Here is a 24,591-nt window from a genome sequence, read left to right on the forward strand (position 1 = left end):
TTATTATTTTTGATATCCTGCATGCCAGCGCAGTAGATAACGTTCCAACACTTGAGCCAATACATCTGCTAATTTTCCGAGCAGGGCATACAGTAAAATCCCGACCAAGACGATATCTGTTTGTAAAAACTCTCGTGCATTCATGGTCATATATCCAATTCCTGCTTGCGCAGAAATAGTTTCTGCGACGATTAACAGCACCCAAACCAGACCTAAAGAGAAACGTAGCCCAACTAAAATTGAGGGCATCGCACCGGGTAAAATAATGTCTTTATAAAGTTGCCAACGATTGAGTCCGTAACTTTTTCCCATTTCTATCAGTTGAGGGTCAACCGAGCGGATACCGTGATAAGTGTTGATGTACATTGGGAAAAACACACCGACGGCCACTAAAAATAGCTTGGCAGTTTCATCAATCCCAAACCATAAAATCACCAGTGGAATCAGGGCCAGCGCGGGGATATTACGGATCATTTGCAAGGTGGTATCCAGTAAAGTCGATGCGATACGGGACGAACCATTCAATAGCCCCAAAACCAACCCTAAGCCACCACCAATCAATAAGCCAAGTAAGGCACGACCAGCACTCACTTTGACATGTTGCCAAAGTTCACCACTGATCAGTAAGTGCCAGAAGGCACTCACGACAGCAGTTGGGGCAGGTAAGACCCGACTTTGCAACAAACCTGAGCTAGAAGCTGCTTGCCAAATTAAAATCAATAAAATCGGAAACAGCCAAGGCAGGAGACCTTTGCCTATTTTTTGTGTTCCACGTGAAACATCATTCAAAAAAGGTTTTGCACTCATGCGTCCTCCTTGATCAAGGTTTTTGGTTCCTTGGTCTCAGGGACATAGTTATTGGCAATGATTTCTCCGAAAGGCCCAGTTAAATGCGGTTGCGCCAGTTTTTCACGGGTTTTGAGTGGCAGTAAAGGGAACACCAGTTCGGCAAAGCGAATTGACTCTTCCAAATGTGGGTAACCTGAGAAAATAAAGGTATCAATACCCAAGTCTGCATATTCTTGAATTCGTGCAGCAACGGTTTCTGGGTCACCCACTAGCGCGGTACCTGCACCACCACGGACTAAGCCGATGCCCGCCCATAGGTTCGGTGATACTTCAAGTTGATCTTTACGACCACCATGTAATGCAGCCATACGTTGCTGACCTACTGAATCCATTTGCGCAAATTTTTTCTGTGCTGCGGCAATCGTTGCATCATCTAGGTATTGAATCAGTTCATCTGCAGCGGCCCAAGCCTGTTCATTGGTTTCGCGCACAATCACGTGTAAGCGAATGCCATAATTCAGGGTACGGCCTTTGACTGCGGCTTTGGCACGTAAATATTCAATTTTTTCTTTCACAGCAGCAGGAGGTTCACCCCAAGTTAAATAGGTATCAACTTGCTCAGCAGCAAGCTCGGTTGCCGCTTCTGATGAGCCACCGAACCAAAGCGGTGGATAAGGTTTTTGTACGGGTGGATAGAGTAGTTTGGCATCATCCACACTGAGACGCTCGCCGTGAAAGCTAAACGGTTCACCCGTATGTGAGCGAGTGAGAATTTCGCGCCAGATTTTGACATATTCAGATGCAGTTTGATAACGGGTACTGTGATCTTCATAGAGTCCATCACCTTTGAGTTCCTGTTCATCACCACCTGTGACAAGGTTGAGCAGGATACGGCCATTGGAGAGACGATCAAAAGTGGCTGCCATGCGTGCAGCAAGTGCTGGTGTGGTCAGCCCAGGACGAAGTGCGACTAAAAACTTAAGCTGGGTGGTTGCATCAATTAAACTGGCTGCCGTAATCCAAGGATCTTCACAAGAGCGTCCTGTTGGAATGAGTACGCCTGCATAACCCAGATTATCCACGGCAACTGCAATCTGTTTCATATAAGCATGATCGACCTGACGAGCACCCTTGCTGGTGCCTAAATAACGACTGTCACCATGAGTGGGGATAAACCAGAAAATATTCATGTCGATGTTCCTTATGAAAATGAAATCAATGTTTATTGGGCAGACCAGACACTGTGCTGAATATCAATTTGCACAGGAATGAGTTGCTCTTGTTTAAATAAATCGGCGATTTGTTGCTGACTCTTTATGACCTCAGTTGTGAGGATGTGCACAGGTGATGGTTTTGGTCGTTTGTCTAAAACACGTTGCGCCACAGGAAGGCTCAGCCCCGTACTTTGTGCGTAAATCTGTAGTGCCTGATCTTGATGCTGCACAATCCACTGATCCGCGATGTTGATGCTCTTAATCAGCTTTGGCGCAGAATCAGGATGCTTTTGAATAAAATCAGGATTACCAATATAAAAAGAATAAGTGGTTGGAAAAGCAGAGCCATCGACCAAGGTTTTGCTATGGCCTTGCAGTTCTGCTGTACCTAAGTAGGGTTCCCAAATTGCCCAAGCATCAACAGCCTGCTTGTCAAAGGCTGCGCGTGCATCGGCAGGAGGTAACCAAATCGGTTGAATGTCTTGCCACGATAGACCCGCTTTCTGCAAGGTTTTTGCCAAAAGTTCGTGTGCACTTGAGCCCTTTTGAACTGCGACACGTTTGCCTTTTAAGTCTTGCAGGCTGCTGATTTTATCGTTGGCATGTACCAATATAGCTTGGCCTGTTGGTGCAACCACTTCATAAGCCACATAGCTCAATGGTTTAGCTGCGGCTTGCGCAAAGATGGGTGGGGTATTGCCGACATAACCAAAATCGACTGCACCAACGGCAAGTGCTTCAAGCATTTGTGGACCTGCTGGAAATTCTCGCCATTCAATTTTGGCCTTCGGAAATTCTTGCTCAAATAACTTTTGTTGTTTGGCAACTAACAAATTGAGGGAGGATTTCTGGAAGCCAATGGATAGGGTTTTGACAGCCGTCTTTTCAGTTGCTGAAGTTGCCTTCTCCGTACTCTGTTCTGGCTTCTGGCAACCACCCAGTGAAAATGTAGAGATCAGTAATCCCAAAACAGAAACTTTAGCTAGCAACTTCATGGTGATCCTCAATTATTTAACGTCGTTCTTTAATACGGCATCTTGGATCACAAGCTGCTTCGGAATCAGTTTCTGTGCAAAGAAGGCATCAGCGACATATTGCTGCTCTTTTGCGACTTTTTCAGAGATCGGTTGAACCCCGAAGCCCATACGTGAAATGGAACTTTTTAAGACATCAAACTCAAGCCCAGTCGGCTTTTCCAGCAATTTTGCTGCATCATCTGGATTTGCTTTGACCCAATCCGTGGTTTGATTGAGTGTGGTGACTAAGGTCGTTAAAACCTGAGGGTGGCTTTCAGCAAATTGGCGGTCGGCCAAATAGAATTGATGATTACTGACTAAGTGTTCACCAGTGGCAATCACACGGGCATGTATTTGGTGTTCAGCTGCGGCGAAGAAAGGATCCCAAATCACCCAAGCATCTACAGCACCTTTTTCAAATGCCGCACGTGCATCTGACGGTGGCAGGTAAACAGGTTGAATATCGTTTAAGCTGAGATTGTTTGCTTCTAATAGTTTGAGTAAGAGGTAATGGACATTTGAGCCTTTATTCAACGCAACACGTTTACCTTTCAGATCTTGGATCGATTGAATCGGTGAATCTTTTTGTACAATTAACGCTTCTGCCGTCGGTGCAGGCGGTTGGTTGGCGACATACACTAAGTTGGGATTGGCTGCTTGAGCAAAAATTGGTGGTGCTTCTCCAGCCTCACCAAAGACCACACTGCCGACATTTAAACCCTCTAACAGTTGTGGGCCTGCAGGGAATTCAACCCACTTAACATTGACACCTTGAGCAGCAAGATTTTTTTCTAATTCACCTTTTGCTTTGAGAATCGGCAGGATGCCATACTTTTGAAAGCCGATATTTAATGTTGTGGTTTCTTGTTTTGTTGTCTCTTGCTGCTCTGGTTTTTTTGCACAACCCGCAACACCCATCAGGCTGGCAAGACTTGCTGCGATGATGCTATATGTTGCCCATGAACGATGGATTGAAATGGTCATGTTGGTTGTGCTCCCCGACAAATCAAAAGATTTAAATAAGATGAGCAACTAAACTAAAACTTTTTTTATTGCATAAAAAATAAGTAATCGGGCTTTGCTTATGCTGAAAAGTGCAAAATAGAAAATTGCATAATCTTATCTATGGATTGAATAAGTGTTGAAGAGCTTTTTTTGAATAAAATATTGTTTTTAATTGGATTATTTTTTATTTTATCGGTTGGTGAATTTATTCTTCATACTCACTTAAGCAGAGATAATGATGAAGTAGAGATATCTTTATCAAAAATAAAAATATCTCCTTCAGTCTGCGTTGCGATGACTACAATGCTTTTTTAAAGACGAGAGAATTACGTTGATAGTTATACAGTGCTTGGCGCGCATTGGGTAAATCATCTACGCTGGCAGGACTAAAGCCTTGCTCTAGGAACCAGTGAGCAGTTCTAGTGGTCAGCACAAATAGTCGCTGAATCCCTTGCTGTTTGGCTCTGCTTTCCAAGAATTGCAAAATTTGGCTACCACGATTGGATTTTCGATAGCTTGAATCCACTGCGACGCAGGCAATTTCAGCAGAACGAATTTCATCTGATCCAGCTGGAATTGGGTACAGTGCTGCACAAGCTAAAATCATACCGTCACGTTCAATCACTGCAAAATGTTCAATTTCACTTTCAAGACGTTCGCGAGAGCGATAAACCAGAATCCCTTCCTGTTCGAGCGGACGCAGTAGATTAATCAAGCCACCGACATCGTGAATATTGGCAATACGCACTTCTTCATAGTGGGCATCGGTGATCAAGGTACCAATACCATCGCGAGTGAATAGTTCTTCAATCAATGCGCCGTCATAAGCATATGAAATCAAATGTACGCGATGTACGCCAGATAAAGAGGCTTGTTGCGCTTGTTTGAGGTGTAAAGCAAATTCTGGATATTGTTGTTGGTTTTGTTGAATATAGGGTTCAAGCTGACGTGGACTTAATTCACGTAATAACTGTTGCTGTTCATTCATCAAGCCTTGTTTTTCGCCCAAGAAGATCAGTTTATCTGCTTTTAAAGCCGTCGCTGTTTTAGTGGCCACGTCTTCGGCCAGTAAATTAAATACTTCACCTGTGGTTGAATAACCTGTTGGTCCAAGCAAAACGATATTGTGATTGTCTAAATGACGTTGAATAGCATCGGTATCAATGGAGCGGACTTCACCTGTCAGTTGGAAGTCGATGCCATCGCGAATCCCATACGGTTTGGCGGTGACAAAATTGCCAGAAACGACATCAATGCGAGCACCATACATTGGTGAATTGGCCAAACCCATGGAGAGAAGGGCCTCAATTTCGAGACGAATAGAACCCACCGCATTCATGACACCACGTAAGGATTCACGTGTAGTAATGCGACGGCTTTGATGGAAGGGTGTTTCGATATTGCGTTCGAGTAGATTTTGATTAATTTGCGGACGTGCGCCGTAGACCAAAATTAAACGAATCCCTAAAGAATGTAATAGGGCAATATCGTGGATAATATGTTGAAAATTTTCGTGTTGGACTGCTTCACCAGAGAACATCAAAACGAAAGTTTTATCACGGTGAGCATTGATATAAGGTGCGGAGTGGCGAAACCAATGCACATAATCTTTTGTTGTACTATGTGAATTTTCAGTCATTTGCTTCGCCATGTTGATCTCAGATATGCAGCACTTGCTCTGATTCTAACGAAAAAAATCAAAAGATAAATCTATTCCTAAAGCATCTATTCAACTTTAATTCTGACGAACCATGAAAAAGGGCTTAGAAGCCCATGATTCGGATAATACTGTTGTCATCTGAGTTGACTAAAATGTAGTCATTATTGATTTTGTACCACTGTTCGTTACGACCTGGGCGAGGCAGATTACTGTCTTTATAGTCGACTTTATAGCCGTTACCACGATAATGTTGTGGCATGACGTAGCCTTCCTGCCAACGATGTTGTTTTAGGCGCTCTACACCACGTTCTTCACGCATACGACGTTCGCGTTGACGATTCTCACCATCTGGGCGATCAAAGTTACGACCACCTTGCCAGCCGCCACCGCGCGAATCATCGTCACGATCATGCGGGCCCGCAAAACTCCCCATACTACTAAACAGGACTGTCGAACCTAAAACCAAGATAATGAAAAATTTTTTCATGATGCACCTTATTGACTTCGGATGTCTCTCATGTGAAAACTGTACCTTAAAAATGCAGAGAAACTGTGAAGATCGATTCATTTTTCCATTAAAAAAATGAAGATCCACCACACATTTCTCTCAAAAAATCAGCTTTAAGGTCAGTGTTCAATGTTATTTAGAATTATTGTAAGGGTTGAATTAAGCTTGAGCATCAATACTTTGACCATTCATATCTAAACTGTCATCACCCATCAGATAAAGATAGGCAGGCATAATGCTGTCAGGTGTTGGAAGTACTTTTGGATCTTCCTCTGGATAGGCTTTGGCACGCATCGCTGTACGAGTACCCCCTGGATTGATACAGTTAAAACGAATGTTTGGATAGGTATTTTCTGCCGCAAAGATTTTGCTCATGGCCTCAGTTGCAACTTTAGACACTGAATAGGCACCCCAAAGCGCACGTGCTTCACGGCCTACGCTTGAACTGGTAAATACCACTGAGGCATGTTCAGATTTCTCTAGCAAAGGCAACAAGGCTTGAGTGAGGGCAAACGGTGCACGCAAATTTACTGCGAGTACATCATCCCAAACATCGACAGGATAATGTGCCAGTTCAACCCGATCACCCAACATGCCTGCGTTATGCAAGATACCATCCAAACGACCAAACTGTTGCTCCAGCGTACTGACAAGCAGCTCGTAATCATGTGTTGATGCGGTCGACAGTTGTAGTGGCAAAATTGCAGGTTGTGGTGCGCCTAAGCCTTCAATTTCATCATAAATGACTTCAAGTTTATTCAAGGTGCGACCATGTAATACAACGGTTGCACCGTGCAGGGCATAACTCATCGCAGCAGCACGACCAATCCCATCACCAGCGCCTGTGATCAGGATAATACGATCTTTCAATAAATCTGGACGAGGTTGATATTCTGAGTATTTCATTGTTATGCCTCCTATTCTTATCTTAAAAATTTAATTCATCATACCCTGATTTTCTGACAATACAGTGATTTTCTGTTTGATCAGCTGATGCAGTTCAGGAATGGTTTGAATAATGGCATCGGCTTGCCAAGCTGCAAGATCATCGCGTGATTCGACTGGCAAATAACCGTAAGCAGCCAAAATGGTATACATATCGGCATGACGACCTGCGTCAATATCGCGTGGATGATCACCGACATAGATAATCTCTTTCGCATCAAGCTCGAGTTGCTTTGCAGCCAAATACATCGGTTCTGGATCAGGTTTGGTTTTGCTGACATCTTCTGGGCAAACCAAGACTGCACAACGTTCAGTCAGATCCAATTTTGCCAATAGAGACTCACTTAGACCACGAGGTTTGTTGGTGACAATGCCCCACGGAATTTGATGTGCTTCCAGTTCTTCAAGTAATGGGTACATGCCGACAAACAGGTCGGTATCGACCACAATATTGTCACCATATACATCTAAAAAGCGTTGGCGATGCGCTAGAAATACAGGGTCTGTGACCTCTAATTCAGGATAAACCAACTTCACCATGGCACGCGCACCTTCCGATACTTGAGTACGAATGGTATCCGCATCAACTACTGGGCGTTGTTCATCACGACACATTTGTTGAATGATGCGAATGAAGTCTGCGGCAGTGTCAATTAATGTGCCATCTAGATCAAATAAAACCGCTTTCATTCAGCACCTGTATTGGTGGTATGCACCATGTAATTCACGTCAACATTGGGTGCTAACCAATAGTGTTTGGTAATTGGGTTGTAGTGCAAGCCTGTCATTTCTTTCAGCGTTAAACCTGCATTGCGAATATCATGCGCCATTTCTGAAGGACGGATGAATTTATGATAATCATGCGTGCCTTTCGGCAATAAACGCAGCACATATTCCGCGCCAATAATCGCAAATAAATACGATTTAGGATTACGGTTAATGGTCGAGAAGAACACATGACCGCCTGGTTTCACCAAGGTTTGGCAGGCTTTCACGATTGAAGCAGGATCAGGCACGTGTTCCATCATTTCCATACAGGTCACTACATCGTATTGACCTGCTTGCTCGAGTGCCAATTGTTCAACGGGGATTTGACGATATTCAATGTTTTGTACATTGTCTTGTTGTGCATGTAAACGACCTACAGCAAGGGGTGCTTCGCCCATATCGATGCCAAGGACATCTGCTCCGCGACGTGCCATGCTTTCAGCCAAGATGCCACCACCACAGCCGACATCCAGTACTTTTTTGCCAGCCAAACCACCGACACGCTCATCCACCCAGTTTAAACGTAAAGGATTGATTTGATGCAGCGGGCGGAATTCAGAATGTTGATCCCACCATTTGGCAGCCAATGCTTCAAATTTTGCGATTTCTTGTGGGTCAACATTCAATTGCGACATGGAAGTACCTCTATCAATATTTTATGGAGATGTTTTGTTGATCGAATCCTTAGAATATTAAACTCAGCAGTGTCTTGCTGAGTTCTCATCTCTCTTCAGGATAGACCTTCGGTTCGACCTACTTTTCTTTCGGGAAAAGTAGGCAAAACCATTGTCATCTGCAAAACCTGTTCACTTCTTGCATTTATCCAATCTATTGCAAAAACAATATATTGTAGATAGCCCGCAGGTTGCAGATGACGTTGTCGAGTATCTAGTTTCAGAGAATGTTTTGAGTCTGAATTTAGCCTAGTGTAGCGATTCTGGCAAAAAAAGCGATAAATCCAATAAAAAACTTCACAGAAGCAAAACGAATTGCTCGTGTTTGTTTTATATTTAGCATATAAACTTACGAAAAATGCTTAGAGGAAAAGCAAAGCCAATGAAAAAGTTAGTATTAGGTGGTTTGAGTGCAGTTGCGTTGGCATTCTCAATGAATGCGATGGCAGCAGATTTTGTGGCGGGTAAAGACTATACCGTGATTGCCAATCCGGGTAAGACATCAGCTCCTGCTGGTCAACTCGAAGTGCGTGAGTTCTTCTGGTACGGTTGCCCGCACTGTTTCAAGCTTGAGCCACATATGCAAACGTGGTTAAAACAAATTCCAAAAGATGTCTATTTCCTGCGTACGCCTGCGGCAATGAATAAAGTATGGGAACAAGGTGCGCGTGGTTATTACGTTTCAGAAGCACTCGGTGTGCGTAAGAAAACTCATATTCCGCTATTCCATGCCATTCATGAAGGTGGTCAGCAAATCTTTGACCAAGCCTCTCAAGCAAAATTCTTTGCGCGTTATGGCGTACCTGAGCAGAAATTTAACAGCATGTTTAACTCATTCCCAATTACGGCAAAAATTGCTGAGTCGAATAAATTGGCGCAGCAATACCAGTTGACGGGTGTTCCTGCCGTGGTCGTGAATGGTAAATATGTGGTTCAAGGTGAAGATGGTAAAGTGACTCAAGTGGTTGATTACTTGCTAGAAAAAGAGCGTAAAGAAAAATAATTTACGTCGATCTGCAATAAAAAAGGACTGTAGTGACAGTCCTTTTTTTTTATTTAATTTTGGTCAATCTGTAGATCTTTTAAATCAATCTGAACTTTCTGTGTTGGTAGAGACAAAGCCTGATTGACATAGAGATTAATCAACTTCTCACGCGAACCAATCGAGCGTTGGTAATAGCTTGAGTTTAATAATAATGCTGCACCGTAGGTCAAAGACCAGATATAAGACAGGTAATCACGAATCGACATATCGTAATTCTGTGATTTTAAATATTTTTCAGTCATATCTTTCAATGAAACAATACGCTGCTGACGAATCGCGTACAGTTCATCAAACAAATGTTTTAACTTCGACTCAGTCATCGTCAGATGTTCTTCTAGCTGATGCAGCAGAATGGTACGACTAGGTGAAGTTAAGTGATAAAGCATATAACGCGGTGCGTATTCTTTGACATCGGTATTGTATTTATCTGAAATTTTTAAGATTTCTTTTTCATTTTGAATAATCAGTTCCAGCAACAGTTCATTCTTGCTACGGAAATGTTTGTATAGCGTACCTTTGGCAATATCCAGTTCCGCAACCAGTTCATCTAAGGTCATTTCTTGGTTGTTTTCTAATAATAGCTTTTCCGCAACCTGCAAAATTTTTTCTTTACGAATTAAGAACTGAGTATGACGATCAGGATTCATGATGCTTATAAGCTCCTCATAGTGTTCTGGACTGCGTTTGCATTAGTGTCTAATGCATCATAACGCTAAGCAATGCTTTTATATATCAAACTTTGGTTTGGATCAGGTCAAGCGTTTTGTGGTTCCCAGTTAGAAATGCCACTGAAGAGTAAACGGACTTGAGTCGCTGCATTGTCGATAAATAAGTTTTGTTGTTCGAGCAGATGATCAATCGTGAATTGTTTGGGTAAATTGATCCACGTCATTGCCCATGTAAACGACATATTAATCAAAATCGTAGATAAGACTTGCAAGTCTTTGGCTTCTTTAATGTGTTTGAAGGTTTCGAGTTTGCACAGATCAATGGCGAGGTCTTCAATTAGAAACTCAATTTCTCGTGCGATCGCAATGCGGACTGTTTCTGAGCCACCCCAACGTTCTGCAATCATAAACTGCCATTGTTGTGGGCTATGATTCACGGCCTGTACAAAAAGTTCAATACTGGTACGGGTTTTGGCACTGCCACTGTGTTTCAAATAACTTTGCCCTAATTGATGGATCAAGCTTTTTAGATGTAAAGAGACTTGATCAACCAGTTCTTGGCCCAGTGTGTCCATATCTTGGAAATGACGATAAAACGCTGTTGGAACTAAACCAACCTCGCGAGCAACTTCACGCAAACTAATACTACTAAATGAGCGCCCAGCAGTGCTGAGATGAAGTGCCGCATCTAGTAGAGCCTGCCGACTCTGTTGTTTTCGTTCATCTCTAATCGACATGAATAAGACTCGTTGAAACCGTACAGCAGAGTCTAGCAAAAAAAACAGAAACTTTTTAGTCCTTGTCCATTGCTAAATGCCAATGTTTTTGATCTTTCACTGATCAACGCTTGCTAGATATGAGTTCAAAGCCTGCGCAAATTTTAAATTTTTTCCTTATTTTAAATGGCTTATTAAAAAGTATAAAAAATATTCAAAAAATTAGTGAACAAGTGTTGACTCAGTGAACACAAATAAATATAGTGTACATATGTTCACTACACGAACATTTGTTCACTCAAAATAAATAGCCAGATACAAAACGAGGAACGTATGAACGCAGAGTTAAGTTATCAGCCACATTGGATTCGAGAAGATTTCGTTGATTTTATTTTGCAAAAAATAAAGCCAACCTTTGCTTGGAAACGCATTCTTGCAGAAGTGACCGCCGTACAGCCACTCAGCTCGGATATGGTGTTATTGACGATAAAGCCAAATCATAATTTTGATTTTAGCCAAGTCCAAGCAGGTCATAGTGTTTTGATTACCTTGATGATCAATGGGGTATATCAACAACGTAGTTACTCAATTATTGATGTCACGCCACAGGGCGAAATTCGTCTTGGGATTAAAGTCCAAGGTGTGGTCTCGAAAGCAGCACAACAATTGCGTGTAGGCGATCGTTTCGAGATCTCACAGGCACAAGGTGACTTCGTCTTACATCAAGGTCAGCAACCTGCATTACTGATTGCTTCAGGTTCAGGGATTACTGCGATTTATTCTTTATTGCAACAAGCACTACAACAGCAGCTTGAACAGATTCATGTGGTTTATTTTAACCGTGCAGAAGTGTTGCATCAGGACATCTTGGCTTTGGCTGAGCAATATCCACAGTTGCACTATCATTTCTTTAATACCGCAGAGCAAAAACAGCATTTAGATGCAGCATTGTTAGAGAAATTAGTCCCAAATTTTAAAGAGATGCAAGCTTATGCCTGTGGTCACCACAGCATGATGCGCCAAGCGCAAGACATTTATACGCAACAGGATGCGGCTGGAAACTTTCATCAAGAGTTTTTCCAACCGATCCAGATTGAGCATTCAAGTACAGCTCAACCGATTAGTTTCCGTCGTGCGCAACAGAATTTTATTGCAACGACCAATCTATTAAGTAGTGCAGAACAAGCAGGTTTACGTCCACAACATGGTTGTCGTATGGGTGTCTGTAACCGCTGTAGCTGTACCAAAGTCAGTGGTGTGACGCAGAACGTGATCACAGGCGAAATTGATGATCAACCGAATCGTCCTATCAAGTTATGTGTGAGCCAGGCCTTAAGCCCACTCACGATTGACCTATAAAAACAAAGATATTTGAGGATTAGTACAATGAATATGGCATTAGAATTTAAAACCGTATCAAAGTCAGCGCATTTAACCCCTGAACAAGTTGAAGAGTTTGGTCGCCGTGTCGAGCAAATACGTCTAGATGTGATGCAAAATCTCGGTGAGCAGGATTCAAAATATATCTATAAAGTACGTAATTTTGTACGTTATACCGAAATCGCATCACGCGGCATGTTGATGTTCGGTGGCTGGATCCCACCCGTATGGTTGCTGGGGACAGCCATGCTGGGTGTGTCTAAAATCGTAGAGAACATGGAGCTTGGACATAATGTGATGCACGGTCAGTTTGATTGGGTGAATGACCCAAGCTTGCGTGGCGAAGACTACGATTGGGACAATACCTGTTCAGGCAATGACTGGCGCTATACCCATAATTATATGCATCACACTTATACCAATATTGTCGGTAAAGACCATGATGTCGGTTATGGCATTTTACGAGTAACAGAAGATCAAAAATGGGAAGTGCGTCATTTAGCCAATATTCCGTTGGCCTTACAGTTGATGTTCTTTTTCCAATGGTATGTCGGGGTACAAAACCTGCATTTGGAAGATGCATTGGTCTATAAAACCAAAACTTGGAAACAGGTTTGGGCGGATGCATCTGATTTCCGTAAAAAAGCGACGCGTCAGGTATTAAAGGACTATGTGTTTTTCCCTGCAATTGCAACGATTAATTTTATTCCAGTATTGGCTGGAAATGCAGTTGCAAACATCATACGTAATTTATGGTCATCAGCCGTGATTTTTAATGGTCACTTTACTGAAGATGCGGAAACCTTTGAAGCAGATAATACTGAGAATGAGACCAAAGCGCAGTGGTATCTGCGTCAGATCCGTGGTTCGAGTAACTTTACCGGCGGTAAATGGATGCACTTTATGAGTGGTAATTTGAGCCATCAAATTGAGCATCATTTATTCCCAGATATGCCTGCCAATCGTTATGAGCAAGTTGCACCACAAATCAGAGCTTTATGTGCTGAATATGGCGTGAACTACAACGAAGCTAACTTTATGAAGCAGTTCTGGACGGTTTGGGTTCGTTTAGCAAGATGTTCTTTGCCGAATGATATGGCTGCACAAGTGGCTCAAACTTGGACGAATTTCAAATCGAAGTTTAAGTTTGCTTAAGCGATGACTAATTCTGTGAATTGTAACGAATAAGTAAAACTGGAAGCACGTGTAATTGAGATATACTATGGCGCAATGATATTTGTGCCATAGTTTTAAGGAATCGTTATGCGTATTGACCAAAGAACATTAGACCAATTACGTGAGGTCAAAATTACCCGTAACTTTACTCGTTACGCAGAAGGCTCAGTTTTGGTTGAGTTTGGTCATACTAAAGTGTTGTGTACCGCAAGCATTGAGAACTCAGTACCTCGTTTCTTGAAAGGTCAGGGACAAGGTTGGGTGACGGCTGAATATGGCATGTTACCGCGCTCAACGCATACTCGCAGTGATCGTGAAGCGGCACGCGGTAAGCAAACAGGTCGTACGCAAGAAATCCAACGTTTAATTGGTCGTAGCTTACGTGCCATGGTGGATTTGAAGAAATTAGGTGAGAACACCATTACGATTGACTGTGATGTGATTCAAGCGGATGGCGGAACACGTACAGCAGCAATTACAGGCGCAGCAGTGGCTTTGGTTGATGCGATGAACGTATTGCTCAGCAACAAGAAAATTAAGCAGGATCCATTAAAAAGCTTAGTCGCAGCAATTTCTGTCGGGATGTATCAAGACGAAGTTTTACTCGATTTATGCTACGAAGAAGATTCAAATTGCCAAACCGATTTAAACGTGGTGATGACACAGGCTGGCGAATTTATTGAAATTCAAGGAACGGCAGAAGACAAACCGTTTACGCGCCAGCAGTGCAATGCCATGTTAGAGCTTGCAGAAAAAGGAATCGCGGAATTGATTCAGAAGCAACAGCAGGCACTCGGTTGGTAAGCTCCAGTTGATAGTGCGGGCGGTCTGGTTTTTTTAGACCGCCTTTTTTTTATCCATTTTTTGTCATCGAATTGCGATCAAATCATCATCGAATTGTCATTTAGATTGTATTGACTATCTGCACTGATATTTAACGGATAGTCAAATGCGAAATTTCCTTTTAGCGTTGCTCAGCAGCAGTTGCTTGTTACTCAGTGCCTGTAACGACAGCGATGGCGATAATAATAACCCAACGCCAAATCCAAAGCCGCCAACATCCACATGCAAAATTCACTGCGCGCCATAAACAATAACAATAAGGAAATAAATCAATGAATCGTCGTGATTTTTTATTAAACTCAACCAAAGCCTTGTTTGGAACAGCAGCTCTCACCAGTTTCCCAATGAGTATTCAAAAGGCACTTGCGATTGATGCCAAGGTAGAAACAGGCACCATCAAAGACGTTAAACATGTGGTGATTTTGACCCAAGAAAATCGTTCTTTTGATAATTATTTTGGCACGCTAAAAGGTGTGCGAGGTTTTGGTGACCGCTTTACCATTCCTTTAAGCCAAGGTCGTAAAGTCTGGGAACAGTATGATGCCAACAAGAATAAGGTCTATCCATATCACTTAGACAGCAGCCGCGGCAATGCACAGCGTGTCAGCGGTACACCGCACTCATGGACCGATGGACAATATGCTTGGGATCATGGTCGTATGGGCAGTTGGGTACAATACAAGCAACCGCAATCGATGGGCTATTACAAGCAACAAGAAGTTGAATTCCAGTTTGCTTTAGCCAACGCCTTTACCCTGTGTGATGCTTACCACTGCGCGATGCATACGGGAACCAACTCAAACCGTATGTTTATCTGGACGGGCACCAATGGTCCAACAGGTGCCAATGTTGCTAGTGTAGTCAATGATCTAGACGCCATTGGTCCATCGACCACAGGTTATGATTGGACCACCTATCCTGAGCGGTTACAGCAAGCTGGTGTAAGCTGGAAAGTTTATCAAAACATGCCTGATAACTTTACAGATAATCCATTAGCAGGATTTAAAAAGTATCGTCGTGCCAATGAGTTATCAGGCAAACCAGTCAATAACAGCACCATTTGCCCAGCCTATGATCCAGCAATTGATGCCAGTCAACCTTTGTATAAAGGCATTGCCAATACCATGCCCGATGGTGGTTTCTTAGGGACATTTAAAGAAGACATTGCTAAAGGGCAATTACCGCAAGTCAGTTGGTTGGTTGCACCCGCAACCTATAGTGAACATCCAGGGCCATCAAGCCCAGTGCAGGGAGCATGGTATATCCAAGAAGTTCTCAATGCGCTGACTGAGCGTCCTGAGCTGTGGAGCCAAACCGTTTTCTTGATCAATTTTGACGAAAATGATGGTTTCTTTGACCATGTGCCTTCACCAAGTGCACCTTCAATGGATACATCAGGCACGGTATATGGCAAATCGACGCTCAGCAAAGAACAAATGTCCTATGAGTATGCAACGCATGCTAAAGCGTCGAATGGACAGCCAAATTTCACTGACCCTAAAGTGAGTAATGGCGTTGGGGTCTATGGGCCAGGCATCCGTGTGCCGATGTATATCATTTCACCATGGAGTCGTGGTGGTTGGGTCAATTCCCAAGTGTTTGATCACTCTTCCGTGATTCGATTCTTGGAGCAATGTTTTGATGTGAAAGAGCCGAATATCAGTCCATATCGTCGTGCAGTGTGTGGTGACTTGACCTCGGCATTTAATTTTAAAACGCCAAACTTACTGCCTGTGCCAGATTTATCCGGTAAGAAGAGCAAAGCAGAAGCTGATGCGATTCGTAAAGCACAGGAACGTTTATCTCAGGTCAGCCGTCCGCTCAGTCAGACCGATCCAGTTCAGGAGATGGGGATTCGTCCATCGCGTGCACTGCCTTATGTCTTGCATAGCAGTGCAAAAGTCGATGCTGTGGCTAAAACCGTGAAATTGATGTTCTCAAATACGGGCACACACGCGGCCGTATTTCATGTCTATGACAAATTGAATTTAGAAGCAGTTCCACGCCGTTATATGGTGGAAGCAGGTAAGCAACTGGATGATGTTTGGCAGACTAAGGAAAATCAATATGATTTGTGGGTATTGGGGCCAAATGGTTTCCATCGCAGCTTTTCGGGTAATCTAACTCAAACCGCACAAATTCAATCACTTCCAGAAGTTCGTGTTTGTATGGAGGAGTGTGATGCAAAGATTTTCTTAAAAGTCCGCAATGACGCTACACAAACAGCAAAACTGGTGGTCAAAGCCAATGCCTATTTACCAAATAAGAGTTGGAAAATTGAAACGGCTGCGACTGAAAAAGAACTGAGTTGGGACATGACTGAGTTTGGTGGTTGGTACGATTTTACCGTCACCATTGAAAATGATCCGAGCTATAACCGTCGCTTTGCTGGACGTATTGAAATCAATGAAGACTCAATTTCTGATCCGTATATGGGCTTTTCAGGAAATTAAGGTTGTTTGATATGAGCCTAAAGCAGTCTAAGTAAATCTTAGGCTGCTTTTTATAGGTTGAAGATTATCGTAGTAGAAACCAGTAGATACACAGAAATATCAATGTGAGCAGCGTGATCAAACCGACGACAAATACTTCGGTACTGTCAAAATCTACTCGTTGTCCAAGCCGATAGCAACGTACAACGCCATAGCCAAGGCTACGAATTACACCTTCAAAAATAATCTCAAAAATCAGGTCAATGATTAGAAAACGGAACAGCTTAAACAGCATATGAAATATGGCTTCGAATACGGTATCCATACTTATTATTTTAATAAATTGAGCTGCTTAGCATTTTAAGCTTACATAGATCGAAATGAAAGTAGACACAAACACATCATCGTCAACAAATAGCTCACTGAGCATTTACATGCCTATAACACAGCCCACTGATTTGACTCATTTTAATTTGATAAATTGAGCCAAATTGAAAGAAACAAGTTTAAGGGGAAATAATGATGCTACAAGTATTTTTGGTCTTACTCACAGCAGTAACATTTGTATTAATGGCGGCTGACCCCCGTCCAACTGATTCGACCGAAGCCAAATCAGCGTGGCAAGTTGAAACGACACAATTGAATAAAACAGAGGTTTTAGTAGAACAAAAGCCTTTGAAACAAGAAAAAGATCTTGATCAGGCTTAAGCGTTAAAACGCATGGATAAATCAACTGCGCGTACGTCTTTGGTCAATACGCCCATGGAAATATAGTCCACACCAGTGCTTGCCACTTCACGTAAATTCTCAATGGTGATATTACCAGAGGCTTCTAATTTACAACGACCTGCCACATGTTTGACTGCATCAATCATCTGTTGCTGGCTAAAGTTATCCAGCATTACGATATCAGCCCCTGCTTCCAGGGCCTGATTTAACTCCTCCCAAGTTTCCACTTCGACTTCGACCGGTTTGCCCGGTGCGATTTCGTGGGCTTTGGTGATGGCTTGGGCAATGCCGCCCGCAGCCATAATATGATTTTCTTTAATCAGGAATGCATCAAATAAACCTAAGCGGTGATTTTGTCCGCCACCGATGGCTACCGCATATTTTTGTGCAATACGCAGGCCTGGCAAGGTTTTACGGGTATCCAGCAGTTTGGTATGTAAACCATCGAGCTGTTTAACGTAATTTGCAGTTTTAGTCGCAACCGCAGACATGGTTTGGATAAAGTTTAAAGCTGGACGTTCTACTGTGAGTAAGCTGCGCGCTGAACCAGCGAGTTTTAGGAACGCTTCATTTGCCGCAACAACGTCACCTTCTTGCTTTAACCAGGTCACTTGCACGCTGTTGTCATAGGCTTGAATCAAGGCATTCACCCAAGGCTGACCAGCCAAGACCATCTCTTCACGGCTAATGATGGTCGCAGTGGCTTGCTCATCGACTGGTGTAAGCATGGCGGTAATATCGCCGTCCCCAATATCTTCTTGTAATGCTTGTTGAATATTGATTTGAATAGATTGTTCAAGCAAAGATTGAGGAATACTCATACCAGTTCCAGTGTATGTTTGACTAAAAAACGTGTGTCATATATTAACACCCTCCCTGTAAAAAATAAGTATTTCATCTCGATTATTCTGGAGAAAGCATGGCAGAATGGCGCCTATACAGATTAAATTGCTGATTCGAGTCACAATGCAACACGCTAGATTTGCTCAAGTACAAGAGGGTGTATTGGTGGGGGCGACCCAGATTGCCTCGCCTAATTTTAATGCACGGCCTGCCGGAACCGATATTCAACTGATCGTTATCCACAATATCAGTTTGCCACCTTCACAGTTTGGTGGTGGCTATATCCAACAATTCTTTCAGAATCAGCTGGATTGGTCTGTACATCCTTATTTCCAAACCATTGAAGGGATGAAAGTTTCAGCGCATCTATTGATTTTACGTACAGGCGAAGTGATTCAGTTTGTGAATTTTAATGACCGTTCGTGGCACGCAGGTCGTTCTAGCTATTTGGCTTTGAAGGAATGTAATGATTATTCGATAGGAATCGAGCTTGAGGGAAGTGATGATCTACCTTTCGAACCTGAGCAATATCAAGCATTGGTTGAGGTTGTGAATACTTTACGCCAAGCATATCCAAAAATTCAAAATCATATTGCAGGCCATTCTGACATTGCGCCAAAACGGAAAACCGATCCTGGCTTATATTTTGATTGGCAATTGTTTCGGAACCTATTGTCCCAGCAAAAATTCGCCCAAAAAACATCGTTGGATTTATAATTTCACAACGAAATCTATTCGGACTTTCATTACAATAACGCTTTTTAAAATATAAGCCGTAGGTGAATGCGATGGCATTGTGGCGATCGACTGTAATTGTCAGTGCAATGACGATGTTATCCCGGGTGTTGGGTTTGGTACGTGATGTGGTGCTACTCAATGTGTTTGGTGCGGGTAAGGACTTCGATACCTTTGTCGTTGCCTTTCGTATTCCCAATTTTTTCAGGCGCTTATTTGCGGAAGGGGCTTTTTCTCAGGCCTTTATTCCTGTTTTAACAGAATATAAAACCAGCCGTGCGCATGCCGAAGTCCAGATTCTCATTAGTCGAGTGTTTGGCTGTCTGCTTACGGCCATGTCGTTATTGACCTTTGTGGCGATGGTGGCTGCACCTGCAATTATTTATTTGTATGCACCTGGTTTCCATAACGACCCAGAGAAATTCGATCTCGCCGTGGATATGTTCCGCCTAACTATTCCATATCTGATGTTTATGTCGTTGACGGCTTTTGCCAGCAGTATCTTAAACAGCTATGGTTCATTTGCTTCACCTGCTTTTTCTCCAGTATTGCTCAATGTGGCAATGATTGCAGGGGCATGGTGGCTGACGCCGTATATGGCGGAGCCAATTATGGCTTTGGGTTGGGCTGTGGTCGCCGCGGGTGTTTTACAACTGGCGATTCAGATTCCTGAATTGTGGAAAAAGAACTTACTGATTCCACCTAAAGTAGACTTCAAACATGAAGGGGTGGATCGTATTTTAAAACTGATGCTGCCCGCTTTGTTTGGCGTATCAGTGACGCAAATTAACTTATTGCTCAATACAATCTGGGCATCATTTATGCAAGATGGCTCAGTATCATGGCTATACAGTGCCGAGCGAATGACTGAGTTGCCATTGGGATTGATTGGTGTGGCGATTGGTACGGTGATTTTACCTTCGCTTTCTGCACGTCATGCAGAGCAAGATCAAGCTAAATTTAGAGGCATGATTGATTGGGCTGCCAAGATTATTATGCTGGTCGGTATTCCTGCAAGTATTGCGTTATTTATGTTGTCCACACCGATTATTCAAGCGCTGTTCCAACGTGGTGAATTTACCGTGGAAGATACACGAATGACAGCATTGGCCCTGCAATGTATGAGTGCAGGGGTCATCTCATTTATGTTGATTAAAGTATTTGCACCAGGCTTCTATGCACAACAAGATACCAAAACACCTGTTCGTGTTGGTTTAATGGCCGTCGCAGCCAATGCGATTCTAAATGTAGTCTTTATTGGTTTCTTTAAGTTAATCGATTGGCATGCAGAGCATATGGCACTCGCATTAGCATCTTCGGGTTCAGCTTTAGTCAATGCAGGTATGCTGTATTTCTATTTGCATAAACGTAATATCTATCGTTTTGGCGCACATTGGAAAAAACTGGCATTGCAATATGCGGTTGCCAATATCACCATGATTGCAGCACTTTGGTATGGCTTAACCTGGTACCAAGGAGATATTTCACAATGGCTACGTATTGCTGAAGTGACGGGTTTATGTGTACTTGGTGTGGTGGCTTATGTGGTGGGATTGTTGGTTATGGGCTTCCGCCCAAGACATTTGAAGGCTTAAATTAGATTCAATTAAAAAATTAAACCCTCCAACTGGAGGGTTTTTATTATTTCACTTCAAGTAATTCAATATCGAAAATTAAAGTACTGTTTGGTCCTATTGCATCGCCCGAACCGACATCACCATAGGCAAGATTTGCTGGAATAAAGAAACGTGATTTACCACCTTCTTTCATGGTTTGAACCCCTTCAGTCCAACCCGCAATCACTTGACTCAGTTTAAATTCAAGCGGATGGTTACGTGCAATTGAACTATCAAATACGGTGCCATCAAGCAGACGACCTTCATAATTGACTTTAACTGTAGAGCTTGCTTTCGGAGACTTGCCTTTACCTTGTTCTAGCACTTGGTATTGTAGGCCTGACTTCGTAGTAACGATATCAGCTTTCTTCGCATTTTCAGCTAAAAAGGCTTTGCCTGCTTGATCATTTTTTTGTGCTTGTTCTTGAAACTCGACCAGTTGTTTGGCTTCTAGGCGCTTTTTATATTGATTAAGTACAGTCGCCATTTCTTCATCGGTCAATGATGCAGCTTTACCTTGCACCGCTTCTTGTAAACCCTGTACAAAGGTCTCGATATTTAAATCTTTTAGTGTTTCGGCATTCCCTCTACCCATCAGATAACCGTAGCTATATCCGAGTTGATCTTTTTGTGGACTTTTTGTGGAAATGGGAGCTGCTTGAACCGTTCCGATGGTTGAAGCAATTAAAATGAGACCTAATCTTTTCATTATTTCTTCCAAAAAATAAAGGAGAGCACAGGCTCTCCTTAGATCATTATTTTACAGCGATTAATTCTACGTCAAAAATTAATGTGCTATTTGGTGGGATCGAACCAGGTACACCTTGTTCACCATAACCTAAGTTTGCTGGAATATAAAAAGTCGCTTTTCCGCCTTCTTTCATAAGCTGTAAGCCTTCAGTCCAACCAGGAATCACTTGATTCAGTGGGAACTCAATTGGCTCTCCGCGGTCATACGAACTGTCAAACACTTTACCATCAGCAAGTTGGCCTTTGTAATGAACTTTCACAACAGATGTTGCGACGGGCTGCTTACCCGTGCCTTCTTTGGTGATCTTATATTGCAAGCCTGAAGCTGTGGTTTTCACACCTTCTTTTTTCGCGTTTTCTGCTAAAAAGCTGTTGTTGGTTGCTTCAGTTTTTTTGGTTTCAGCGATTTGTTTTTGTTGTTGCTCTTTTTGGAACTCAACATAAGCGGCTTGTAACTCTTCTTCCGTATAGGCAGCAGGTTTTTGCGCATGAGCATCACGGAAACCAGTAATAAATGCACTGGTTTCTAATTCTGGTGGTGTTTGTTTTGCCACTTCATAACCTAATGCATAACTGATTTTTGCAACAGGCGCTGCATTTTTGTCAGCTTTGGCACCAAGCTCAGTTGTTGGGTTTTTGGTAGCGTAGTAAATAGGAACGAGCGCTGCACCGCCTAAAACAGCCGCTACAACGAAAGGTAAAGCTTTACTCATGAGATGTCCCAAAGCGAGATTTTAATAAAAAATATGCCATTGATCTTAGCATGCTTGAGCTTAAGCATTGAATAATAAACCGCAAAAATGCGTGAGTTTTTTATAAGATTTATGTGTTTAAGCATAAAAAACCAGATCATCTGATCTGGTTTTTTAAGAATCAATTTAAAGGTTGCTTAGTCATCTTTATTCGCTTTATAAGCATATGAATAGTTATATCCATAACCATAACCCGCACTTGAGCGTTGGATATCGTTCAAGATAAAGCCATTGACTTTTACATTGGCTTGTTCGAAACGATTCAAACTCAGTTCAAGCTCTTTCATTTGTGATTTAGCATAACGCGCAACTAATAAATTCACACCCGCATATTGCGAAATAATAATACCATCGGTCACAGCCAAAATCGGTGGGGTATCAATAATGATATGGTCATATTGCTGGCTCAACTGCTCCATCAAGGCTTTAAACTGTTCTGAACTAAGCATCTCAGATGGATTGGTTGGATTTTTACCACGTGCAATCACACTAAGTCCAGCTACATCGGTTTGACGGATCACTTGGCTTAAGTCAGCCAAATTACTTAAATATTCAGCTAAACCTGGTTTAACATCAAGATTAAAGTATTTATGCATATAGCCACGGCGCATATCGGCATCAATTAGCAATACCTTTTTATTACTTTGAGCAAAAATGGTAGCCAAGTTGGTGGAAATAAAAGATTTTCCGACTTCGGGTGATGGCCCAGCAATCATGATGATATTGTTTTTAGCATTCGCTAAAGCAAAGTGAATTGCGGTTCGGATACTACGTAAGCTTTCTACTGCAATATCGTCATTATGCTTGACTGCTAAAAGAGGGATCGATTTCTTTTTCTTCAAGATACTCATACGGGTTTCTTGAACAGGGGAACGCGGTACAGTCGCATACACGGGTAAATCGAACTCGTTTTCAATTTGTGCTGAATCTTTCACACCTGTACGTAACATATTACGCAATAGAGCAATTAAGGTTCCTAAGAAAGCACCGAGGAAGATTGAGAGTATCAGGATCTGTAGCTTTTTAGGTTTAATCGGTTCTACAGGCTCTACTGCAGTATCCACGATCCGTACATTACCAATTTCACCCGCTTTAGCAATACGTAATTGCTGATATGAGTTGAGTAATGCCGTATAAAGTTGGGTTTTAACTTCAACTTCACGATACAGTTGTAGGTATTGACGCTGAATATCTGGTAAACGTTTCAATGTACTATTTAATTCAGCAATTTGTTTATCAATTGCAGAGATCTGCGCATTGATTTCACGTATAGCGGGATGTTGAGCCGTATACTTGGCTGCAAGATCGGCTTGTTGTTGTTGTAATTCAATCTTTTTGGTTTCAAGGGTAATACTTTGGGTTAAATACAGTTCCGATTCTTTGGTGACATCAACGGTATTATATTGTTGACGGAATTTGTTAAATACCCGTTCTGCATCATCCAGTTGTTTTTTCAGATCCGGTAATTGTTCATCCAGGAATTTTAAGGTTTGTGCGGTTTCAGCAGAGCGACGCTCGACATTTTGTGCACTATAAGCGGCTAAAATCGCATTTAGTACTTTGGTAATGTGCTCTTTGTCCTGACCTTGATAATTTAAGCCTAAAATTCCAGTGAGTTTACCTTTTTCTGCTACAGAATAGTTGGCATTAATCGCTTGCGTGGCGGCGGGTAGTGAACTCTTTTGTATAAAATAATGTGTATCAAAAGTATCTTTGCTAAAGATTGCAATCTTCCAAACACCATAGCTGGTACTAAGTTGATTGAGTTGATTGAGTGGTGCAGTTAAGATGACTTCATCAGTTTTAGGATCGGTTAAACTAAAATTTTGACCTTTAAAACTTAAGTTCAGTTTTTTATCCAAATAGTAGTTGGGCACTTCAAATTGACGGATATCAAAGGATTTCTGTTCATCATGAAAAGTAACTGCTTTGGGGCCATATTCAGTCGCATAATCGGATTTGTTAAATAAACGATGCGAAAAAGTATCTTCTGGACTTGAAATATCAAGATTAAGATGGAGGGCTTCTATGACCGAACCCAGTACCAGACGTGACTTTAGAATTTCGATTTCAGATTGAGCAGGAGATTTTTGCTCAATCATTTGTGAGAGATCACCCAGTAAAGCTGCAGATGCACCTTTACTGTCTTCTACTTGGACTAAGGCATCGACTGAATAGGTATCTGGTGTTGCACGTAAGTAAAGCAAAGCAAGCACCAAGCTTAGAATAATACACAGTGCAATGAGCTTCCATTGTGCGATCAGAGCAAAGAATAGCTCTTTCAGGTCAATTGTATCTTCAGTATTGGTATTTTGGCTCATAATCTT

General features: G+C 42.3%; 24 protein-coding genes. 8 read left to right on the plus strand and 16 right to left on the minus strand.

The genetic code is table 11. The annotated features are described in order from the left end of the window. Positions 1–3 precede the first annotated feature (3 nt). The 9 genes from ssuC to ubiG all read right to left on the minus strand — a co-directional run bounded on the left by ssuC (position 4) and on the right by ubiG (position 8,540). A complete protein-coding gene (gene ssuC / locus GBI66_RS17625) occupies positions 4–807 on the minus strand; it encodes an aliphatic sulfonate ABC transporter permease SsuC (protein WP_005186375.1) in 804 nt (267 codons plus the stop codon). Next, the gene (gene ssuD, locus GBI66_RS17630; RefSeq protein ID WP_151716983.1) at positions 804–1,979 is read right to left on the minus strand and encodes an FMNH2-dependent alkanesulfonate monooxygenase; all 1,176 of its coding nucleotides are present in this window, start codon (positions 1,977–1,979) and stop codon (positions 804–806) included. Before ssuD ends, ssuC begins: the two co-directional genes overlap by 4 nt. A gap of 32 nt (positions 1,980–2,011) precedes the next feature. Continuing rightward, the gene (locus GBI66_RS17635; RefSeq protein ID WP_151716984.1) at positions 2,012–2,998 is read right to left on the minus strand and encodes an aliphatic sulfonate ABC transporter substrate-binding protein; all 987 of its coding nucleotides are present in this window, start codon (positions 2,996–2,998) and stop codon (positions 2,012–2,014) included. Positions 2,999–3,010: 12 nt separating this feature from the next. After that, complete coding sequence (locus tag GBI66_RS17640; protein ID WP_151716985.1) at positions 3,011–4,003, minus strand: sulfonate ABC transporter substrate-binding protein; 993 nt, start codon at positions 4,001–4,003, stop codon at positions 3,011–3,013. A gap of 319 nt (positions 4,004–4,322) precedes the next feature. Beyond that, on the minus strand, positions 4,323–5,675 hold the full coding sequence (argA, locus tag GBI66_RS17645) for an amino-acid N-acetyltransferase (protein WP_005209772.1): 1,353 nt from the start codon (positions 5,673–5,675) through the stop codon (positions 4,323–4,325). Between the two features lie 112 nt (positions 5,676–5,787). Further along, positions 5,788–6,171, minus strand: a complete 384-nt coding sequence (locus GBI66_RS17650; protein WP_005186388.1) for an RcnB family protein — start codon at positions 6,169–6,171, stop codon at positions 5,788–5,790. A 180-nt stretch (positions 6,172–6,351) separates the two neighbouring features. Further along, entirely contained in the window at positions 6,352–7,098 is a 747-nt protein-coding gene (locus GBI66_RS17655; protein ID WP_004656765.1) for a YciK family oxidoreductase, read from the minus strand. Between the two features lie 30 nt (positions 7,099–7,128). Continuing rightward, the gene (locus GBI66_RS17660) at positions 7,129–7,827 is read right to left on the minus strand and encodes an HAD family hydrolase (RefSeq protein WP_004801757.1); all 699 of its coding nucleotides are present in this window, start codon (positions 7,825–7,827) and stop codon (positions 7,129–7,131) included. After that, positions 7,824–8,540: a bifunctional 2-polyprenyl-6-hydroxyphenol methylase/3-demethylubiquinol 3-O-methyltransferase UbiG gene (gene ubiG, locus GBI66_RS17665; RefSeq protein ID WP_004801759.1), complete on the minus strand. Its 717-nt coding sequence runs from the start codon at positions 8,538–8,540 to the stop codon at positions 7,824–7,826. The genes GBI66_RS17660 and ubiG overlap by 4 nt, the downstream gene beginning before the upstream one ends. 421 nt (positions 8,541–8,961) lie before the next feature. Here ubiG and GBI66_RS17670 point away from each other — a divergent pair, with 421 nt between their 5' ends. Then, positions 8,962–9,582 (plus strand): thiol:disulfide interchange protein DsbA/DsbL, encoded by a 621-nt coding sequence (locus GBI66_RS17670; RefSeq protein ID WP_005209785.1) that lies wholly within the window; start codon positions 8,962–8,964, stop codon positions 9,580–9,582. A gap of 53 nt (positions 9,583–9,635) precedes the next feature. Here the strand turns inward: GBI66_RS17670 and GBI66_RS17675 are convergent, their stop codons facing one another. Both GBI66_RS17675 and GBI66_RS17680 read right to left on the minus strand, forming a co-directional pair. Continuing rightward, complete coding sequence (locus GBI66_RS17675) at positions 9,636–10,271, minus strand: TetR/AcrR family transcriptional regulator (RefSeq protein WP_004801761.1); 636 nt, start codon at positions 10,269–10,271, stop codon at positions 9,636–9,638. 107 nt (positions 10,272–10,378) lie between these two features. Next, positions 10,379–11,029 carry a TetR family transcriptional regulator gene (locus GBI66_RS17680; protein ID WP_004801762.1) on the minus strand — a complete coding sequence of 217 codons (651 nt, stop codon included), beginning with the start codon at positions 11,027–11,029 and terminating at the stop codon, positions 10,379–10,381. A gap of 312 nt (positions 11,030–11,341) precedes the next feature. Here GBI66_RS17680 and GBI66_RS17685 point away from each other — a divergent pair, with 312 nt between their 5' ends. The 4 genes from GBI66_RS17685 (at position 11,342) to GBI66_RS17700 (ending at position 16,860) form a co-directional block, all read left to right on the plus strand. Beyond that, positions 11,342–12,367: a flavin reductase family protein gene (locus GBI66_RS17685; RefSeq protein WP_151716986.1), complete on the plus strand. Its 1,026-nt coding sequence runs from the start codon at positions 11,342–11,344 to the stop codon at positions 12,365–12,367. A 33-nt stretch (positions 12,368–12,400) separates the two neighbouring features. After that, complete coding sequence (locus GBI66_RS17690) at positions 12,401–13,543, plus strand: acyl-CoA desaturase (protein WP_171494339.1); 1,143 nt, start codon at positions 12,401–12,403, stop codon at positions 13,541–13,543. 108 nt (positions 13,544–13,651) lie between these two features. Next, the gene (gene rph / locus GBI66_RS17695; protein ID WP_004801766.1) at positions 13,652–14,368 is read left to right on the plus strand and encodes a ribonuclease PH; all 717 of its coding nucleotides are present in this window, start codon (positions 13,652–13,654) and stop codon (positions 14,366–14,368) included. Between the two features lie 311 nt (positions 14,369–14,679). Beyond that, on the plus strand, positions 14,680–16,860 hold the full coding sequence (locus GBI66_RS17700) for a phosphocholine-specific phospholipase C (RefSeq protein WP_151716988.1): 2,181 nt from the start codon (positions 14,680–14,682) through the stop codon (positions 16,858–16,860). Positions 16,861–16,924: 64 nt separating this feature from the next. Here GBI66_RS17700 and GBI66_RS17705 read toward each other — a convergent pair whose 3' ends face one another. Further along, positions 16,925–17,164, minus strand: a complete 240-nt coding sequence (locus GBI66_RS17705) for a hypothetical protein (RefSeq protein ID WP_151716989.1) — start codon at positions 17,162–17,164, stop codon at positions 16,925–16,927. Between the two features lie 197 nt (positions 17,165–17,361). Here GBI66_RS17705 and GBI66_RS17710 point away from each other — a divergent pair, with 197 nt between their 5' ends. Next, positions 17,362–17,547: a hypothetical protein gene (locus tag GBI66_RS17710; protein WP_151717010.1), complete on the plus strand. Its 186-nt coding sequence runs from the start codon at positions 17,362–17,364 to the stop codon at positions 17,545–17,547. Here GBI66_RS17710 and nadC read toward each other — a convergent pair. Further along, complete coding sequence (gene nadC, locus GBI66_RS17715) at positions 17,544–18,389, minus strand: carboxylating nicotinate-nucleotide diphosphorylase (RefSeq protein ID WP_151716990.1); 846 nt, start codon at positions 18,387–18,389, stop codon at positions 17,544–17,546. The genes GBI66_RS17710 and nadC overlap by 4 nt on opposite strands. A 145-nt stretch (positions 18,390–18,534) precedes the next feature. Between nadC and ampD the strand changes: the two genes are divergently transcribed. Beyond that, on the plus strand, positions 18,535–19,128 hold the full coding sequence (gene ampD, locus GBI66_RS17720; protein WP_151717011.1) for a 1,6-anhydro-N-acetylmuramyl-L-alanine amidase AmpD: 594 nt from the start codon (positions 18,535–18,537) through the stop codon (positions 19,126–19,128). A gap of 62 nt (positions 19,129–19,190) precedes the next feature. Further along, the gene (gene murJ, locus GBI66_RS17725; protein ID WP_171494337.1) at positions 19,191–20,741 is read left to right on the plus strand and encodes a murein biosynthesis integral membrane protein MurJ; all 1,551 of its coding nucleotides are present in this window, start codon (positions 19,191–19,193) and stop codon (positions 20,739–20,741) included. 46 nt (positions 20,742–20,787) lie between these two features. On the opposite strand, the gene GBI66_RS17730 is transcribed toward murJ, so the two are convergent. The 3 genes from GBI66_RS17730 to GBI66_RS17740 form a co-directional block, all read right to left on the minus strand. Then, the gene (locus GBI66_RS17730) at positions 20,788–21,471 is read right to left on the minus strand and encodes an FKBP-type peptidyl-prolyl cis-trans isomerase (protein ID WP_151716992.1); all 684 of its coding nucleotides are present in this window, start codon (positions 21,469–21,471) and stop codon (positions 20,788–20,790) included. A 46-nt stretch (positions 21,472–21,517) separates the two neighbouring features. Further along, entirely contained in the window at positions 21,518–22,225 is a 708-nt protein-coding gene (locus GBI66_RS17735) for an FKBP-type peptidyl-prolyl cis-trans isomerase (protein WP_151716993.1), read from the minus strand. A gap of 176 nt (positions 22,226–22,401) precedes the next feature. Next, positions 22,402–24,585 (minus strand): polysaccharide biosynthesis tyrosine autokinase, encoded by a 2,184-nt coding sequence (locus tag GBI66_RS17740; protein ID WP_151716994.1) that lies wholly within the window; start codon positions 24,583–24,585, stop codon positions 22,402–22,404. Between the last annotated feature and the right edge of the window lie 6 nt (positions 24,586–24,591).

The organism is Acinetobacter sp. TUM15071, assembly GCF_008980925.1.
In the GTDB taxonomy this organism is placed as follows: Bacteria; Pseudomonadota; Gammaproteobacteria; order Pseudomonadales; family Moraxellaceae; genus Acinetobacter; species Acinetobacter dispersus.

What these genes read in the sequence shown, in the direction of transcription:
- GBI66_RS17735 (WP_151716993.1), bottom strand. Translation starts at nt 22,225, where the DNA reads ATGAGTAAAGCTTTACCTTTCGTTGTAGCGGCTGTTTTAGGCGGTGCA.
- GBI66_RS17650 (WP_005186388.1), bottom strand. Translation starts at nt 6,171, where the DNA reads ATGAAAAAATTTTTCATTATCTTGGTTTTAGGTTCGACAGTCCTGTTT.
- GBI66_RS17670 (WP_005209785.1), top strand. Translation starts at nt 8,962, where the DNA reads ATGAAAAAGTTAGTATTAGGTGGTTTGAGTGCAGTTGCGTTGGCATTC.
- ampD (WP_151717011.1), top strand. Translation starts at nt 18,535, where the DNA reads ATGCAACACGCTAGATTTGCTCAAGTACAAGAGGGTGTATTGGTGGGG.
- GBI66_RS17710 (WP_151717010.1), top strand. Translation starts at nt 17,362, where the DNA reads ATGCTACAAGTATTTTTGGTCTTACTCACAGCAGTAACATTTGTATTA.
- GBI66_RS17635 (WP_151716984.1), bottom strand. Translation starts at nt 2,998, where the DNA reads ATGAAGTTGCTAGCTAAAGTTTCTGTTTTGGGATTACTGATCTCTACA.
- rph (WP_004801766.1), top strand. Translation starts at nt 13,652, where the DNA reads ATGCGTATTGACCAAAGAACATTAGACCAATTACGTGAGGTCAAAATT.
- GBI66_RS17705 (WP_151716989.1), bottom strand. Translation starts at nt 17,164, where the DNA reads ATGGATACCGTATTCGAAGCCATATTTCATATGCTGTTTAAGCTGTTC.
- argA (WP_005209772.1), bottom strand. Translation starts at nt 5,675, where the DNA reads ATGGCGAAGCAAATGACTGAAAATTCACATAGTACAACAAAAGATTAT.
- GBI66_RS17730 (WP_151716992.1), bottom strand. Translation starts at nt 21,471, where the DNA reads ATGAAAAGATTAGGTCTCATTTTAATTGCTTCAACCATCGGAACGGTT.
- GBI66_RS17675 (WP_004801761.1), bottom strand. Translation starts at nt 10,271, where the DNA reads ATGAATCCTGATCGTCATACTCAGTTCTTAATTCGTAAAGAAAAAATT.
- nadC (WP_151716990.1), bottom strand. Translation starts at nt 18,389, where the DNA reads ATGAGTATTCCTCAATCTTTGCTTGAACAATCTATTCAAATCAATATT.
- GBI66_RS17740 (WP_151716994.1), bottom strand. Translation starts at nt 24,585, where the DNA reads ATGAGCCAAAATACCAATACTGAAGATACAATTGACCTGAAAGAGCTA.
- GBI66_RS17690 (WP_171494339.1), top strand. Translation starts at nt 12,401, where the DNA reads ATGGCATTAGAATTTAAAACCGTATCAAAGTCAGCGCATTTAACCCCT.
- ubiG (WP_004801759.1), bottom strand. Translation starts at nt 8,540, where the DNA reads ATGTCGCAATTGAATGTTGACCCACAAGAAATCGCAAAATTTGAAGCA.
- GBI66_RS17655 (WP_004656765.1), bottom strand. Translation starts at nt 7,098, where the DNA reads ATGAAATACTCAGAATATCAACCTCGTCCAGATTTATTGAAAGATCGT.
- ssuC (WP_005186375.1), bottom strand. Translation starts at nt 807, where the DNA reads ATGAGTGCAAAACCTTTTTTGAATGATGTTTCACGTGGAACACAAAAA.
- GBI66_RS17660 (WP_004801757.1), bottom strand. Translation starts at nt 7,827, where the DNA reads ATGAAAGCGGTTTTATTTGATCTAGATGGCACATTAATTGACACTGCC.
- GBI66_RS17700 (WP_151716988.1), top strand. Translation starts at nt 14,680, where the DNA reads ATGAATCGTCGTGATTTTTTATTAAACTCAACCAAAGCCTTGTTTGGA.
- GBI66_RS17680 (WP_004801762.1), bottom strand. Translation starts at nt 11,029, where the DNA reads ATGTCGATTAGAGATGAACGAAAACAACAGAGTCGGCAGGCTCTACTA.
- GBI66_RS17685 (WP_151716986.1), top strand. Translation starts at nt 11,342, where the DNA reads ATGAACGCAGAGTTAAGTTATCAGCCACATTGGATTCGAGAAGATTTC.
- GBI66_RS17640 (WP_151716985.1), bottom strand. Translation starts at nt 4,003, where the DNA reads ATGACCATTTCAATCCATCGTTCATGGGCAACATATAGCATCATCGCA.
- ssuD (WP_151716983.1), bottom strand. Translation starts at nt 1,979, where the DNA reads ATGAATATTTTCTGGTTTATCCCCACTCATGGTGACAGTCGTTATTTA.